Source organism: Delftia tsuruhatensis (assembly GCF_903815225.1).
GTDB lineage: Bacteria > Pseudomonadota > Gammaproteobacteria > Burkholderiales > Burkholderiaceae_C > Comamonas > Comamonas tsuruhatensis_A.
On record NZ_LR813084.1, the window covers coordinates 2158468 to 2173930 of the forward strand.

At 64.2% G+C, this 15463-nt stretch carries 12 protein-coding genes, 1 other RNA gene and 2 pseudogenes; 6 read left to right on the plus strand and 9 right to left on the minus strand.

Annotated elements, in window-relative coordinates:
- Positions 1 to 73: 73 nt before the first annotated feature.
- The 6 genes from rpsA to gyrA all read right to left on the minus strand — a co-directional run bounded on the left by rpsA (position 74) and on the right by gyrA (position 9928).
- Positions 74 to 1798: a 30S ribosomal protein S1 gene (rpsA, locus tag L1Z78_RS09750; protein WP_267967003.1), complete on the minus strand. Its 1725-nt coding sequence runs from the start codon at positions 1796 to 1798 to the stop codon at positions 74 to 76.
- Between the two features lie 147 nt (positions 1799 to 1945).
- A complete protein-coding gene (locus L1Z78_RS09755; protein WP_234641304.1) occupies positions 1946 to 3970 on the minus strand; it encodes a bifunctional 3-phosphoshikimate 1-carboxyvinyltransferase/cytidylate kinase in 2025 nt (674 codons plus the stop codon).
- Between the two features lie 68 nt (positions 3971 to 4038).
- Positions 4039 to 4917, minus strand: coding sequence for a prephenate dehydrogenase (locus L1Z78_RS09760; RefSeq protein WP_234641305.1), 879 nt, complete (start codon positions 4915 to 4917; stop codon positions 4039 to 4041).
- Complete coding sequence (pheA, locus tag L1Z78_RS09765) at positions 4917 to 6017, minus strand: prephenate dehydratase (RefSeq protein ID WP_234641306.1); 1101 nt, start codon at positions 6015 to 6017, stop codon at positions 4917 to 4919. Before pheA ends, L1Z78_RS09760 begins: the two co-directional genes overlap by 1 nt.
- Before the next feature lie 17 nt (positions 6018 to 6034).
- On the minus strand, positions 6035 to 7144 hold the full coding sequence (serC, locus tag L1Z78_RS09770; RefSeq protein ID WP_234641307.1) for a 3-phosphoserine/phosphohydroxythreonine transaminase: 1110 nt from the start codon (positions 7142 to 7144) through the stop codon (positions 6035 to 6037).
- Between the two features lie 120 nt (positions 7145 to 7264).
- Positions 7265 to 9928: a DNA gyrase subunit A gene (gyrA, locus tag L1Z78_RS09775; protein WP_234641308.1), complete on the minus strand. Its 2664-nt coding sequence runs from the start codon at positions 9926 to 9928 to the stop codon at positions 7265 to 7267.
- Positions 9929 to 10157: 229 nt separating this feature from the next.
- Between gyrA and ompA the strand changes: the two genes are divergently transcribed.
- From ompA to ssrA, 4 genes are all read left to right on the plus strand, one after another.
- The gene (gene ompA / locus L1Z78_RS09780) at positions 10158 to 10817 is read left to right on the plus strand and encodes an outer membrane protein OmpA (protein ID WP_275444450.1); all 660 of its coding nucleotides are present in this window, start codon (positions 10158 to 10160) and stop codon (positions 10815 to 10817) included.
- 84 nt (positions 10818 to 10901) lie between these two features.
- On the plus strand, positions 10902 to 11624 hold the full coding sequence (ubiG, locus tag L1Z78_RS09785; RefSeq protein WP_234641309.1) for a bifunctional 2-polyprenyl-6-hydroxyphenol methylase/3-demethylubiquinol 3-O-methyltransferase UbiG: 723 nt from the start codon (positions 10902 to 10904) through the stop codon (positions 11622 to 11624).
- A gap of 5 nt (positions 11625 to 11629) precedes the next feature.
- Positions 11630 to 12295, plus strand: a complete 666-nt coding sequence (locus L1Z78_RS09790) for an HAD family hydrolase (protein WP_234641310.1) — start codon at positions 11630 to 11632, stop codon at positions 12293 to 12295.
- A gap of 12 nt (positions 12296 to 12307) precedes the next feature.
- Positions 12308 to 12685, plus strand: a transfer-messenger RNA (tmRNA) gene (gene ssrA / locus L1Z78_RS09795).
- A 113-nt stretch (positions 12686 to 12798) separates the two neighbouring features.
- Here the strand turns inward: ssrA and L1Z78_RS09800 are convergent.
- Positions 12799 to 13077, minus strand: a pseudogene (locus L1Z78_RS09800) (integrase); the annotation flags it as partial.
- A 27-nt stretch (positions 13078 to 13104) separates the two neighbouring features.
- On the opposite strand from L1Z78_RS09800, the pseudogene L1Z78_RS09805 reads away from it, so the two are divergent.
- A pseudogene (locus L1Z78_RS09805) lies at positions 13105 to 13263 on the plus strand (DDE-type integrase/transposase/recombinase); the annotation flags it as partial.
- A 136-nt stretch (positions 13264 to 13399) separates the two neighbouring features.
- On the opposite strand, the gene L1Z78_RS09810 reads toward L1Z78_RS09805, so the two are convergent.
- Together L1Z78_RS09810 and L1Z78_RS09815 are read right to left on the minus strand one after the other, a co-directional pair.
- Positions 13400 to 13822 carry a hypothetical protein gene (locus L1Z78_RS09810; protein ID WP_234641311.1) on the minus strand — a complete coding sequence of 141 codons (423 nt, stop codon included), beginning with the start codon at positions 13820 to 13822 and terminating at the stop codon, positions 13400 to 13402.
- 12 nt (positions 13823 to 13834) lie between these two features.
- Positions 13835 to 14299 (minus strand): hypothetical protein, encoded by a 465-nt coding sequence (locus L1Z78_RS09815; RefSeq protein ID WP_234641312.1) that lies wholly within the window; start codon positions 14297 to 14299, stop codon positions 13835 to 13837.
- Between the two features lie 297 nt (positions 14300 to 14596).
- Between L1Z78_RS09815 and L1Z78_RS09820 the strand changes: the two genes are divergently transcribed.
- The gene (locus tag L1Z78_RS09820; protein ID WP_234641313.1) at positions 14597 to 15454 is read left to right on the plus strand and encodes a hypothetical protein; all 858 of its coding nucleotides are present in this window, start codon (positions 14597 to 14599) and stop codon (positions 15452 to 15454) included.
- The last annotated feature ends 9 nt before the right edge of the window (positions 15455 to 15463 follow it).

Sequence of the window (15463 nt, forward strand, 5' to 3'; positions counted from 1 at the left end):
GGTTGAAATGGCGACGGGCGCCCGGAGGCGCCCGTCGCATCCGACCTTCAGAGGTCAGCAGACTGGCTGCTGATTACTTGTCGGAGTTGTCCAGCTTGGCGCGCAGCAGAGCGCCCAGGCTGGTCGTGCCGGCGTTCTCCTTGGCCGACTGGGCGGACAGGGAGGCCATGGCCTCTTGCTGGTCCGCCTGGTCCTTGGCCTTGATCGACAGCTGGATGTTGCGGGTCTTGCGATCCACGTTGACCACCACGGCGGTGATCTCGTCACCTTCCTTCAGCACCGAACGGGCATCTTCGACGCGGTCCGCAGCGATTTCCGAAGCACGCAGGTAGCCCACGATGTCTTCGCCCAGGTCGATCTCGGCACCGCGTGCGTCCACCGACTTGACCTTGCCCGACACGATCTGGCCCTTGTCGTTCACGGTCACGAACGTGGTGAAGGGATCGCTGTCCAGCTGCTTGATGCCCAGGGAGATGCGCTCGCGCTCGACGTCCACGGCCAGCACGATGGCTTCGACTTCCTGGCCCTTCTTGTAGTTGCGCACGGCGGCTTCGCCGGGCTCATTCCAGGACAGGTCGGACAGGTGCACCAGACCGTCGATGCCGGCAGCCAGACCCACGAACACGCCGAAGTCGGTGATGGACTTGATCGGGCCCTTGACGCGGTCGCCGCGCTTGGTGTTTTGCGCGAATTCCTGCCAGGGGTTGGCCTTGCACTGCTTCATGCCCAGCGAGATGCGACGCTTGTCTTCGTCGATCTCCAGCACCATGACTTCCACTTCGTCGCCCAGTGCAACCAGCTTGGTCGGAGCAATGTTCTTGTTGGTCCAGTCCATTTCGGAGACGTGCACCAGGCCTTCGATGCCGGGCTCCAGCTCGACGAACGCGCCGTAGTCGGCGATGTTCGTGACCTTGCCGAACAGACGGGTGCCCGAGGGGTAGCGGCGCGAAACGCCCATCCAGGGGTCGTCGCCCATCTGCTTCAGACCCAGCGAGACACGGTTCTTCTCGGTGTCGAACTTGAGGATCTTGGCCGTGATTTCCTGGCCAGCCTGCACGACTTCCGAAGGGTGACGCACGCGGCGCCATGCCATGTCGGTGATGTGCAGCAGGCCGTCGATGCCGCCAAGGTCCACGAACGCACCGTACTCCGTGATGTTCTTGACCACGCCTTGAACGATGGCGCCTTCCTTCAGCGTTTCCATCAGCTTGGCGCGCTCTTCGCCCATCGAGGCTTCGACCACGGCGCGGCGGCTCAGCACCACGTTGTTGCGCTTGCGGTCCAGCTTGATGACCTTGAACTCCATCGTCTTGTTTTCGTACGGAGTCAGGTCCTTGATCGGACGGGTGTCGATCAGCGAGCCGGGCAGGAAGGCGCGGATGCCGTTGACCAGCACCGTCAGGCCGCCCTTGACCTTGCCGGAGGTCGTGCCGGTCACGAATTCGCCCGATTCCAGGGCCTTTTCGAGAGCCAGCCACGAAGCCAGGCGCTTGGCGGTATCGCGCGACAGGATGGTGTCGCCGTAGCCGTTTTCGATCGAGCCGATGGCGACCGACACAAAGTCGCCCACCTGGACTTCGATTTCACCCTGGTCGTTCTTGAATTCGTCGATCGGCACGTAGGCTTCCGACTTCAGGCCAGCGTTCACGACGACGAAGTTGTGCTCGACGCGCACGACTTCGGCAGTGATGACCTCGCCAGGACGCATTTCGGTGCGTTGCAGCGATTCTTCAAACAGGGAGGCAAAAGATTCAGACATGTATTTCCTTGCCCGCAGACAGGTTTCCGCTGGCACCATTGCCAAGCGTTTCTAGGACTGTGTGCGGAGGTTTTGTGGGTTCAACCACGGGTTTTGAGCCAATGAACCTCGGGCCGTGCACGGGGCTGTACCGCCATGCCTGGGCCCGGAGGGCGATTTGCCGGCCCGGCGGCGCAATCGAAAGAATCAGTTGCGGCCGAAGGGCTGGCGTTCCTGCCACCACGACAGCACCTGGGCCGCCACCTCTTCGATGGAAAGCTCGGAACTGTCAAGCAGCATGGAATCCGGGGCGGGCTTCAGCGGCGCCACGCTGCGGTTCATGTCCCGCGCATCGCGTGCCTCAAGGTCTGCCCGAAGGGCGCTTATATTAGCGGCAATTCCTTTGGAAATCAACTGCTTATGCCGGCGCTCGGCGCGGCAGGCGGCGGAGGCCGACAAATAGACCTTCAGGGGCGCGTGGGGAAAGACGACCGTGCCCATGTCGCGCCCGTCGGCCACCAGTCCAGGCAATTGCTGGAACGACAGTTGCAGGTCCATGAGGGCGTCGCGCACGGCCGGCAGGGCCGAGACGCGCGAGGCGTTCATGCCTGCCTCTTCGCTGCGCAGGGCCAGCGTGACATCCTCGTCGCCCAGCCAGATGCGCTGCTCAGCGTCGAAGCGTACGGGCAGCTCGCGCGCCAGTGCGGCGATCTGCGCGGCATGGGGCTCATCCAGCGCCATGCCGGCGCGCGAGGCCGCCAGTCCCGTCAGTCGGTAGAGCGCGCCCGAGTCCAGCAGGTGGTAGCCCAGGGCCTGGGCCACTTCGGCGGCGATGGTGCCCTTGCCCGAGGCCGTGGGGCCGTCGATGCAGATCACGGGAATGCGCTCGCGCGGCGTGCTGCACACGGAGAACAGGGCCTCGAAATAATCGGGGAAGGTCTTGGCCACGCACTTGGGGTCTTCGATGCGCACCGCCACGGCGGCCGGGTTGAAGGCGGCCAGCGAAAAGCACATGGCCACGCGGTGGTCGTCGTAGGTGTGGATGCTGGCCGCGCGCCAATCGGTTGCAGCCGGTGGCGTGACACGGATGTAGTCCGCGCCTTCCTCGACGCCGGCACCCAGCTTGCGCAGTTCCTGGGCCATGGCCGCGATGCGGTCGGTCTCCTTGACGCGCCAGCTGGCGATGTTGCGCAAGGTGGTCGTGCCGTCGGCGTAGAGTGCCATGACGGCCAGCGTCATCGCGGCGTCGGGGATGTGGTTGCAGTCCAGGTCGATCGCCTTGAGCGGCCAGGCACCACGGCGGATGCGCAGCCAGTTGGAGCCGCCTTCGACATCGGCGCCCATGGCGCGGGCGGCTTCGACGAAGCGGATGTCTCCCTGGATGGAGTCCTGTCCCACGCCCAGGATACGCACGCCATCGGCATGCGCCGAGGCAATGGCGCCCAGTGCGATGAAATAGCTGGCCGAGGAGGCATCGGCCTCGACATGGATCTCGCCCGGTGAGCGGTAGCGGCTGCCGGCGGGGATGGTGAAGCGCTGCCAGTCGTCGTTGCGCACGGCGATGCCGAAGCGCTCCAGCAATTGCAGCGTGATGTGGATGTACGGCTTGGAGATCAGCTCGCCCACCACGTCGATGGTGATGTCGCGCGTGGTGGCCAGCAGCGGCAGCGCCATCAGCAGCGAGGTCAGGAACTGGCTGGAGACATCGCCGCGCACCTGGATGGACGCTTGCGGCAGTTGAGAGAAATCGGGCTGGCCGATGTGCAGCGGGGGAAAGCCCGGGTTGCCCAGGTAGTCGATGCGGCAGCCCAGCTGGCGCAGTGCATCGACCAAGTCGCCGATGGGGCGCTCATGCATGCGGGGCACGCCACTGAGTCGGAAGTCGCCGCCCAGCACCGACAGGGCGGCAGTCAGCGGCCGCATCGCCGTACCGGCATTGCCCATGAACAATTCGGCGCTGGCGCCCGCCGGCAACGCCCCACCCAGCCCGGTGACGCGCACGGGCTGGCCCGCGACGATGGCGGCGGGCTCCACCCGGCACCCCAACTGGCCCAGGGCCTTGAGCATCACGCGCGTGTCATCCGAGTCGAGCAGGTCGTGGACCACGGTCGTGCCCTGGCTCAGTGCGGCCAGCAGCAGCACGCGGTTCGAGATGCTCTTGGAGCCGGGCAGGTTCACCGTGCCTTGTGCGTGGGCGAGTGCGGGAAGATCGAGGAAGGCGGTGCTGAACATGGCGATTGGGGGAGGACAGGCGTTCTGGAGGGCATTGCGGGTGCGTGCCGCAATGCGCAAAGGTGCGCTCAGCGGCGTTCGGAGCCGAGGCGCCAGTGGGCGCGGGCGGCACTGGCCAGCGTCAGTCGGTCTTCCAGGCCCTGGCCATCGCCGGCCTGGATCAGGGATTCGAGCTGTTGCAGCGCCTGCTGGAACTGGCGCGACTGGGCCAGAACCTGCTCGCTGTTGGCCAGCAGCACGTCGCGCCACATTTTCGCGTCGCCCGCGGCAATGCGCGTGAAGTCGCGAAATCCCGGGCCGGCCAGGGAGAGGACTTCGTCGGCGCCGGGCTGGGAGATCACGCTTTGCATCATGGCGAAGGCCAGCAGGTGCGGAAGATGGCTGACCGTGGCGAAGGCGCCGTCATGCGCCTCGGGCGACATGGAGCGTACCCGGCAGCCGAGCAGCTCCCACAGCGTGCGTGCTTTGTGCAGGTGCCCGGTCAGCGTGCGCTCCGTGGGTGTCAGGATCACCTGGGCGCCCTTGTACAGCTGGGCGTCGGAGTGCTCGACACCCGAGACCTCCTTGCCCGCGATCGGATGGGCCGGGACGAAGGATCCGAGCTGATCGCGCAGTGCCGAACGGGCCGCATGCACCACATCGACCTTGGTCGAGCCCACATCCATGATCATCATCTCGGGCGTGACCAGGTGCTTGATGGACTTGAGCGTGGCCTCGGTGGCCGCCACGGGCACGGCCAGCAGCACCAGGTCGGCGCCTGCCGCCGCCAGCAGCGCGGACGGGGCTTCCACGTCGATGACGCCCAACTGGCGGGCACGTTCGGTGGTGGAGGGCGATTTGCTGTAGCCGACGACGCGCTTGACGAGGCCTGCCTGCTTGAGTGCCAGGGCGAACGAGCCGCCCATGAGGCCGCAGCCGATCAGGCCCAGTTGTTCGAAAGGCTGCATCACTTGGACACCGGGTAGGTGCCCAGCACCTTGTAGAACGCGCACAGGCCGCGCAACTCTTCGAGCGCGCTGGCCACGTTGGGCTGGGCGGGGTGACCTTCGAGGTCGATGTAGAAGTAGTACTCCCACTGTCCGGTTCGCGCGGGGCGCGACTCGAACCGCGTCATCGAGACGCCATGCTTCTTCAGGGGGACCAGCAGATCATGCACGGCGCCGGGACGGTTGGGCACGGAGATGATGATGCTGGTGCAGTCCTGGCCGCTGGGCGAGGGCGTTGCCAACGTGTGCGGCAGGCAGATGACGGCAAAGCGCGTGCGGTTGTAGGCATCGTCCTGGATGGCGTGGGCCACCACGTGCAGGCCGAACTGCTGGGCCGCGCGTTCGCTGGCCAGGCCGGCGACCTCCGGGTCCAGGGCGGCAAGGCGGGCGCCTTCGGCATTGCTGGAGACCGGGCGGCGCTCGGCATGGGGCAGGTGCTTGGACAGCCAGCCCTGGCACTGCGCCAGGGCTTGCGGATGGGCGGCGACGACCTTGATCCCGTCCGTGGTGTTGCTGCTGCGCAGCAGGTTGTGGCGCACCAGCAGGCTGACCTCGCCCACCACGTGGCAGGGCGTGTGCAGGAACATGTCCAGCGAACGCGTGACCACGCCTTCGTTGGAGTTTTCCACGCCCACCACGCCATACTGGGCGCTGCCAGCGGCCGTGGCATGGAAGACTTCGTCGAAGCTGTTGCAGTACATCAGGTCGGCGGCGCCGCCGAAGTACTGAATGGCGGCTTCCTCGCAGAAGGTGCCCGCCGGGCCGAGCACGGCCACGCGCTGGGGCGACTCCAGCGCCAGGCAGGCCGACATGATCTCGCGCCAGATGGCCGAGACATGGGCATTCTTGAGCGGGCCGGGATTGGCGGACTCGATCTTCTGGATCACCTGGGCCACGCGGTCCGGGCGGAAGAAGGGTGTGCCTTCGCGCTTCTTGACTTCGCCTACCTGTTCGGCCACGCGGGCGCGCCGGTTCAGCAGGTCCAGCAATTGCTGGTCGATGTCGTCGATCTGCACGCGCAGGTGTGCGAGATCGGGGGAGGCTTGGGGTGTGGTGCTCATGGGCAGGGTGGGGTCGGTCAGGCGTTGCGCTGTTCAAAGTCGCGCATGTAGTCCACCAGCGCCTGCACGCCAGCGATGGGCATGGCGTTGTAGATGCTGGCACGCATGCCGCCTACGGACTTGTGGCCCTTGAGCTGCAGCAGGCCGCGTTCCCGGGCTCCGGCCAGGAAGGCGTCATTGCGCGATTCATCGCGCAGGAAGAAGGGAATGTTCATGCGCGAGCGGCAGTTGGCGGCCACTTTGTTCACGTAGAACGAGGACTGGTCCACGTACCGGTAGAAAAGGTCGGCCTTGGCGATGTTGCGCGCCTGCAGTGCCGCCACGCCGCTCAGGGCGCCTTCCGTCTGGCGCTTGATCCACTGGAAGGTCAGGCCCGCGATATAGATGCCCCAGGTGGGAGGCGTGTTGAACATGGACTGGTTGTCGGCCACGGTCTTGTAGTCGAAGGCCGAGGGACATGCGGGCAGGGCGTGGCCCAGGAGATCTTCGCGCACGATCACGAGGGTCAGGCCGGCCGGGCCCAGGTTCTTCTGCGCGCCACCGAAGGCCAGACCCACGCGGCTCCAGTCCACCGGGCGCGAGGCCACATGCGAGGAAAAATCGATGACCAGGGGCGCGTCGCAGCCCAGTGCCTTGAGGTCGGGCAGTTCCTGGAACTCGATGCCGTGGATGGTTTCGTTGCTGCAGATGTGGACGTAGCTGGCGCCTCGGCTCAGCTGCCAGGTCTCGGGCGCGGGCAGGGTGGTGAACCTGCTGTCTTCGCCGCTGGCGGCAATATGCGCTTCGGCCACGTACTTGCGCGCTTCCTTGGCCGATTTCTGGCTCCAGCTGCCGGTCAGCACGAAGTCCACGGTGCCGGCGCGCGACAGGTTCAGCGGCACGATGGCGTTTTCGGCCAGGCCGCCGCCCTGCATGAACAGGATCTTGAACTCGGGCGGCACGGCCAGCAGCTCGCGCAGGTCGGCTTCCGCCTGTTCGTAGATGGAGATGAACTCCTTGCCGCGATGGCTCATCTCCATCACGCTCATGCCGGATCCGTGCCAGTCGAGCATTTCGGCGGCAGCCTGCTGCAGCACTTCGGCGGGAATGGCGGCGGGGCCGGCGGAGAAGTTGTATGGGCGGTTCATGGAGTTCACTGTCAAGTCACGCGCAGATGCCGTGTCGAACGGTGCCTGCGACTGTCAAAAATCTGGACCACCGCCTCGGCGGTTCCCCTGCGGGAGACTGCCGAAACGGTGGCGGCGGCATCAGGCAGGCTCGCCCGTGCCTTCGGCGGCTGCGCCGCCGTCCGGTGCTTCCTCGCCCGTGGATTCGCCCTCGGCTTCGTTGGCATCGTTTTCGACGATGCGCTGCAGGCCCCCGAGCTTGGCGCCTTCGTCCAGCGAGATCAGCGTCACGCCCTGCGTGGCACGGCCCAGTTCACGAATTTCCGAGACCCGGGTGCGCACCAGCACGCCAGTGTCGGTGATCAGCATGATTTCGTCATCGGCATGGACCAGGGTGGCGGCAACGACCTTGCCGTTGCGCTCCGATTGCTGGATGGCGATCATGCCCTTGGTGCCACGGCCGTGGCGGGTGTACTCGACGATGGAGGTGCGCTTGCCGTAGCCGTTTTCGGTGGCTGTGAGCACGCTTTGCGATTCGTCCTCGGCGACCAGCATGGCGATCACGCTCTGTCCGTCCTCCAGGGTCATGCCCTTGACCCCGCGGGCGTTGCGACCCATGGGGCGTACATCGTTCTCGTCGAAGCGCACAGCCTTGCCGCCATCGCTGAACAGCATCACGTCATGCTTGCCATCGGTCAGCGCCGCGCCGATCAGGAAGTCGCCCTCATCCAGGCCCACGGCGATGATGCCGGCCTTGCGCGGGTTGGAGAACTCGTCCAGCGCCGTCTTCTTCACGGTGCCCATGCTGGTGGACATGAACACATAGTGGTCTTCCGGGAAGCTGCGGTATTCGCCGGTCAGGGGCAGCACCACGTTGATCTTCTCGCCGTCCTGCAGCGGGAACATGTTGACGATGGGTCGGCCGCGCGATCCGCGCGATCCCGCCGGCACCTCCCATACCTTGAGCCAGTAGAGGCGGCCCCGGTTGGAGAAGCACAGCAGGTAGTCATGCGTGTTGGCGATGAACAGCTGGTCGATCCAGTCGTCTTCCTTGGTCGCCGTGGCCTGCTTGCCGCGCCCGCCGCGCTTTTGCGAACGGTACTCGGACAGCGGCTGGCTCTTGATGTAGCCCGTGTGGCTGAGCGTGACCACCATGTCGGTGGGCGTGATCAGGTCCTCGGTGGACAGGTCCTGGGCGCTGTACTCGACCGTGCTGCGGCGTGCGCCCATCTTGTTCTGGCCGAACTCGGCCTTGATCTGCTTGAGCTCGTCGCCAATGATGACCGACACGCGCTCGGGCTTGGCCAGGATGTCCAGCAGGTCCTCGATGACGGACATGACGTCCTTGTATTCGGCGACTATCTTGTCCTGCTCCAGACCCGTCAGGCGCTGCAGGCGCATCTGCAGGATTTCCTGGGCCTGCGTCTCGGACAGGCGGTACAGGCCATCGGCCTGCATGCCGAACTCGCGCTCCAGCCCTTCGGGACGGTAGTCGTCGGCATTGACCACGCCGCCGTCGGTGCGGGTGCGGGTCAGCATCTCGCGCACCAGCTTGCTGTCCCAGTTGCGGGCCATCAGCTCGGCCTTGGCGACCGGCGGTGTCGGTGCATTGCGGATGATGGCGATGAAGTCGTCGATGTTGGCCAGGGCGACTGCCAGGCCTTCCAGCACATGGCCGCGCTCGCGCGCCTTGCGCAGCTCGAACACCGTGCGGCGTGTCACCACTTCGCGGCGGTGCTGCAGGAAGACCTCGACCAGGTCCTTGAGATTGCACAGCTTGGGCTGGCCATCGACCAGCGCCACCATGTTCATGCCGAAGGTGTCTTGCAGCTGGGTCAGCTTGTAGAGGTTGTTGAGAACGACCTCGGGCACCTCGCCGCGCTTGAGCTCGATCACCAGGCGCATGCCGGACTTGTCCGACTCGTCCTGGATGTGGCTGATGCCCTCGATCTTCTTTTCGTGTACCAGCTCGGCCATGCGCTCCTGCAGCGTCTTCTTGTTGACCTGGTAGGGCAGCTCATCGACGATGATGGCCTGGCGCTGGCCGCGGTCGATGTCCTCGAAATGGCACTTGGCTCGCATGACCACGCGCCCGCGCCCTGTGCGATAGCCTTCCTTGACGCCGTTGATGCCGTAGATGATGCCGGCCGTCGGGAAGTCCGGGGCAGGAATGATTTCCATCAGCTCATCGATGCTGGCCTGGGGTGTCTGCAGCAGGTGCAGGCAGGCATCGACCACCTCGTTGAGGTTGTGCGGCGGAATGTTGGTGGCCATGCCCACCGCGATGCCCGAGGAGCCATTGACCAGCAGGTTGGGCAGCCGCGAAGGCAGCACCAGCGGTTCGCGCTCGCTGCCGTCGTAGTTAGGGCCGAAATCCACCGTTTCCTTGTCGATGTCGCCCAGCATCTCGTGGGCGATCTTGGACAGGCGGATTTCGGTGTAGCGCATCGCCGCGGCGCTGTCACCGTCCACCGAGCCGAAGTTGCCCTGCCCATCGACCAGCATGTGGCGCAGCGAGAAGTCCTGCGCCATGCGCACGATGGTGTCGTACACCGCGCTGTCGCCGTGCGGGTGGTACTTGCCGATCACATCGCCGACGATACGCGCCGACTTCTTGTAGGGGCGGTTCCAGTCGTTGTTCAGCTCGTGCATGGCGTACAGCACGCGCCGATGCACGGGCTTGAGGCCATCTCGCGCATCGGGCAGGGCCCGGCCCACGATCACGCTCATCGCGTAATCGAGATAGCTGCGACGCATCTCCTCTTCGAGGCTGATGGGCAGGGTTTCTTTAGCAAACTGGGTCATGTGTGGCGATACTCAGACGGCGGGAAAAGGCCCATTTTAGGTCGAATGACGTGTAGCAGCCGAGCAACATAACCCTGGAATTCCGCCGCTGTCCTACTTGTTGGCACCCCCTTGGAGGTCCTTCCGCATGTGACGTATGGCACAATCAATTCAACGTTTTTGGTGATGGTCACTGATGACGTCCACAGATTCGCAGCCCAGCTGCGGCTTTTTCCCCAAGAGGAGAACCATGAAGAAACTGAACAAAGTGGCGATGTTGTTTGCCTCTGCTGCCCTCGCAACGGCCGCTGGTGCACAAGTGAAGGCTGCTGACGGTGGCAAGACCATCGACAACTGGCAGAACGGCACCAGCGAACTGGTGTGGAAGAACGGCACGAACGAACTGTGCTGGCGCGATGCCAACTGGACGCCCGCCACTGCAGCCGCTGACTGCGACGGCGCCCTGAAGCCTGCAGCCGCCGCTGTGGCACCTGCCGCAACGCCCGCTCCGGCTGCTCCGGCACCCGCACCCGCACCCGCACCGGCTGTGGCTTCCAAGGTGACCTACTCCGCCGACGCTTTCTTCGACTTCGACAAGTCGGTTCTGAAGCCCGAAGGCAAGGCCAAGCTGGACGACCTGGCCTCCAAGGTCAAGGGCATCAACCTGGAAGTGGTGATCGCCGTGGGTCACACCGACTCCGTCGGCTCCGACGCCTACAACCAGAAGCTGTCGGTTCGCCGCGCTGAGGCCGTGAAGGCTTACCTGGTGTCCAAGGGCATCGAAAAGAACCGCGTCTACACCGAAGGCAAGGGCGAAAAGCAGCCTATCGCCGACAACAAGACCAAGGAAGGCCGCGCGAAGAACCGCCGCGTGGAAATCGAAGTGGTCGGCACCCGCGCCGCCCAGTAATCTTTCGATTGCATCCCGAAAGAGCCCCGGTGACGGGGCTTTTTTTATGGCCGGATGGCCTCTGCAATCGCCGACAATCGAGCCATGAGCAACGCAATCAACCTCAACGCCGACCCGGCGGAGTTGGAAAAATTCTCCAGCCTGGCCCATCGCTGGTGGGATCCGGAAAGTGAGTTCAAACCCCTGCATCAGATCAATCCGCTGCGCCTGGAGTGGATCGATGGCCTGGCGGCGCTGAAGGGGCGAAGGGTACTGGATGTGGGCTGCGGTGGCGGCATCCTGGCCGATTCCATGGCCCGCAAGGGGGCGGGGGAGGTGGTCGGCATCGATCTGGCTACCAAGGCGTTGCGGGTGGCCCAACTGCATGCGCTGGAGACCGGAACGCCCAACATCCATTACCACGAAGTCAGCGTGGAGCGCCTGGCACAGGAGCAGCCGGCTTCCTTCGATGTGGTGACCTGCATGGAAATGCTGGAGCATGTTCCCGACCCCGGCTCCGTGGTGGCGGCCTGCGCCGAGCTGGTCAAACCCGGTGGCTGGGTTTTCTTTTCCACCATCAACCGCAGCGTCAAGGCCTTCGGGCTTGCGATTGTCGCGGCCGAGTACCTGCTGGGAATGATTCCCAAGGGTACGCACGAGTACGCCAAGCTCATCCAGCCCAGCGAACTGGCCATGTTTGCCCGCCAGGCCGGCCTCGATCTGCAGGCCAGCAAGGGCCTGCAGCACAACCCCATCACCGGGCGCTACTGGCTCAGTGCCGACACCGCCGTGAACTACATGCTGGCCACGCGGCGGGCCGGGGAGTGAGCGCGATGTGGCAGAACGTTCAAGCCGTGCTGTTCGACCTGGATGGCACGCTGATCGACAGCGCGCCGGACCTGGGAGCGGCTGCCGACAAGATGCGCATCGACCGAGGTCTGCAATCGCTGCCTTACGAGCGGTATCGTCCCATGGCGGGCGCGGGGGGGCGCGGGGAATGCTGGGGTGGGGTTCGGGCTCACCCCGGAGTCCCCGAGTTTCCCGCCATGCGCGAGGAGTTCTTTCGCAACTACGAGCAGTGCATGACCAAGCGCACCTACGCCTTCGATGGCGTGGCGGAACTCATCGACCGCCTGTGTGCCGTGGCCATGCCGTGGGGAGTGGTCACGAACAAGTCCATGCGCTTCACCGATCCGCTGACGCAGCAGATGCCGCTGTTCGCCAGTGCCGCAGCCATCATCAGCGGAGACACCACGCCACATCCCAAACCCCATCCCGCACCGCTGCTGGAGGCAGCCACCCGCATCGGATTGCCACCACAGTGCTGCATCTATGTGGGGGATGATGAGCGCGACATCATCGCAGGCAAGGCCGCCGGCATGAGGACCGTGGCAGCCTGCTATGGCTACCTTGGCTCCGCCAGCGACACGCACCTCTGGCAGGCCGATGCGCAAATCAATTCTCCCCTGGAGCTCTTGAAACTGCTCGAAAGGAGCTAAAATACCGTCCATGGGGCTGTCCTGGTTTCGACGTGGGTTCGGGACCGGCGCGGTGCATGTCGAGCTTGAGTGACGCTCGTAAATCTCCATTCAAAAAACTAACTGCAAACGACGAACGTTTCGCACTCGCCGCTTAAATCCGGTGAGCCTTGCAACAGCACGCTGATGGGCTGGGCAAGGGGGTAGCAATACCTCCCGGCTGCAAGGGAATTCACATCAGCTGGCTACATGCTGGGCTTCTTAGTACGTGGCGAGATCCAAGGAAGCTGGCATCCCGGGTAGCGTGCGCCTGCGCGACTCGGGAGGCGAGATTCAAAACAGAACGCTAAACATGTAGATCTGCCCGGCGAAGGCTTGCGGACGCGGGTTCAATTCCCGCCAGCTCCACCATCCAGGACACCGCCACACGCTGAAAACCTCAGCGTGTGGCGGTTTTTTCTTGCCTTGAAGTGTCCTGCGGTGTCGTCAGAATCGCACGCGATTCGCACGGACTGCGACCCACTGACGAGCCGCAGCTCAGCCTTCGGCTTCTGATAGTTTTCCCCGATGAACTTGCCTAGGTCCGGAAAACCATCTCCGCATCCTCGTGCCCAAGCTGTTGGGCCACGTACCAGGGGTTGGCGCCTGCGGTCAGCAGCGTGGACATATGGGGTGCCGGATCTGGTACGGGTTCCGGTACCCGATCCCGGCTCGCTCCACTACCGGCAGCCAGAGCGTTTCCGGATTTGGGTGTCCGTGGCCCACGGCTTCAAGGTGCGCGGATTCAGCCAGGCTCTGACGCCTCAGGCTTGGCTGACCGCGCGCGGCTGGCGCCATGGTGGCGCCAGCCGCGGGCACCCGTAGTGGTTCATTCCGACCAGGGCTGGCAATTCACTGGTCACGAGTGGCAGCTCTTCCTGCGCGACCACAATCTGAACAGCAGCATGAGCCGACGCGGTAACTGCCACGACAACGCCGTGGTCGACAGCTCAAGAGCATCGGTGTCGGCATCGTGCAGGGCGGTGGCATGGCCGGGGCCCTGCACGGTGCTGATGAATTGGGGGCGCAGTCCGGTGTCCGCCCCGCGCATGCAGGGTACGCAGGCGGTAGTCCGCAGTTGACGTGTCAGGCGCTACGCTTGGCGCGGATTGCGTTGCGCGCGGCGCGCAGTAGCTGCAGCTGCAGCCAGGATGCGGCGAGCAGGGCTGCCAGAACGAGGAGCCAGTGATGCAAGGCAAACCCTGGCTGGTGAAAGCGCACCGGCAGATCGACGGCTTCCACCAGCACGCCGATTTCGATGAACGCAAGCAGGCCTGCCATGGGGGCAAGCCAGCCGGGTTCGCGCTGCGATGGGCAGGCCTGGGACCGTTTTCGGCGTCCTGCCAGTCTGAAGAAAATGCCCAGGGCGATGGTGCCCAGAATCAGGGCCAGGACCAGCTTGCCAAGCAAGCTGGCAGCCGCCGCGCCGCCCAGGGTCAGGCTCAAGCCCACGATCTCGGCCACGACTTCGAACCGCGCCGCAAGGGCCTTACGGATGCGCAATAACATGGCAGTCTTCCTTCAGCGTCTGTGCGCTTCAGAAGGCTGCGCGCCGCAGCATGGTGATTTCCTGAACTTTCCCATCCCGTCCCCCTGGCCCTGATTGCATGATCCGGCGAGCGTATCAAAACTTGTCGGGAGGCCGGAAGCGGTCGAGCCGCTTTGCGGGCTCCGCCCATGCTGAGGTTGCGCTCCGTGATGACCTTTGTGCAGCGCAAGGACTCGGCCTGCAGTTGCCTGGGATGCCGCGGCCTTTGCGGCACGCTTGTCCAACAGGTCGGCCAGTGTGCGCAGAGCGTTGGCCGGCTCCTCTGCAACGGCAGGAGAGGCCCCATAGCTCCTGCGCTTGCCGCTGTCCTTGCCCTCGCCGAAGCTCATCTGGATCAGGGTGGGGGACACCAGGGCGCGGCAGCCGCCTGCCTCCGTTGCGATGGTGCTGATCGGCCGGTCCAGCGGTTCGATCTTCCCACCATGGGCCATGTTCACGATGAACGGCCGGGGAGCGTTCAGAACGAGCTTCTTCAGGCCGTGCGCGATTCACCGCATGGTGGCGGGCCCCAGATTCTTCTTGCGCCTGAAGATGCCCTGCCCGGGGAAGGCTCCCGTCGATTCACTCGGCTGCCTGGCTGAATGGCTTCTGGCCCGCCCTGGGATTCTTGAAGTGCGTCTGCCCCAGCCACACTGAATTGAATCCAGGACATGTAATGGCGTTGGGTATCGTGATCCATGATTGCCGGCTATAGTCAGATGGCTTTATGTAGCTCAAATATCAGTGGAGTCGTTATGAGTCGCTTTGTCCGTAGTGTTGTGTTCTCTGCATTCGCCTCTTGCCTGGCTGCCCCAGCAATGTCGGCCCTGCCGGATTCGGGCATGTGGGCGATTGATGGAGAGCTGAACGGCAAGCCAGGGCGCGGAATTCAGATCGACAGACAAAGCGGGCTGAACGTCATCGTCACCTACTACGGCTACAGGACCGATGGATCGGCGCTCTTCCTGCAAGCGGTGGGCCAGCTGAAGGACGAGAAGATCTTCGAAGGCGAGCTTGCTGAATACCGAGGTGGTCGCGTGCTTGGCGGTCCGGCGCAAAGCGGCGAGGTCATGCAAGTCGTGGGCCCTGTCCGCATCGTCTTCGACACTGAGACATCTGCTTCCATCACGCTGCCTGGTGAAGCTACTCGACTGATGAAGAGATTTCGTTTTGAAGACCACTTGAGCCGCCTTCACACAAAATCTTTCATGTACTCCACCGCTGGGCAAATGGTCAGAAAGGTGACCCCTGGGACGATCCGCATCTACGCAAAGGATGGCATCTTTCGGATGGAAGAAGAGCTGGCCAATGGCGGCTCATGCTTCTACGAAGGTGGGCTCGAAGTCTCGGGGCAGTCTGTCAACTCCGCTGGGTCCGTGACCTGCAAGGACCCGTCTTCTCGACCGAATGTTCACTCCTACAAGGTTGAGAACCTGAAAGTGGACGAGTATGGGGTCCTGACCGGGCGGTTCAACTGGTCCGGATGGGACACTGCGGGAAATACTCTGAGCAATACGAGCACCGTGGTCGGCATCTGCCGCTCCGATTGGGAGCTGCTTGGCGCAAACCCCTGTCTTGAAAATGGTCACAGCTTCTACGCGAAGCCGAATTAACGCGATTCC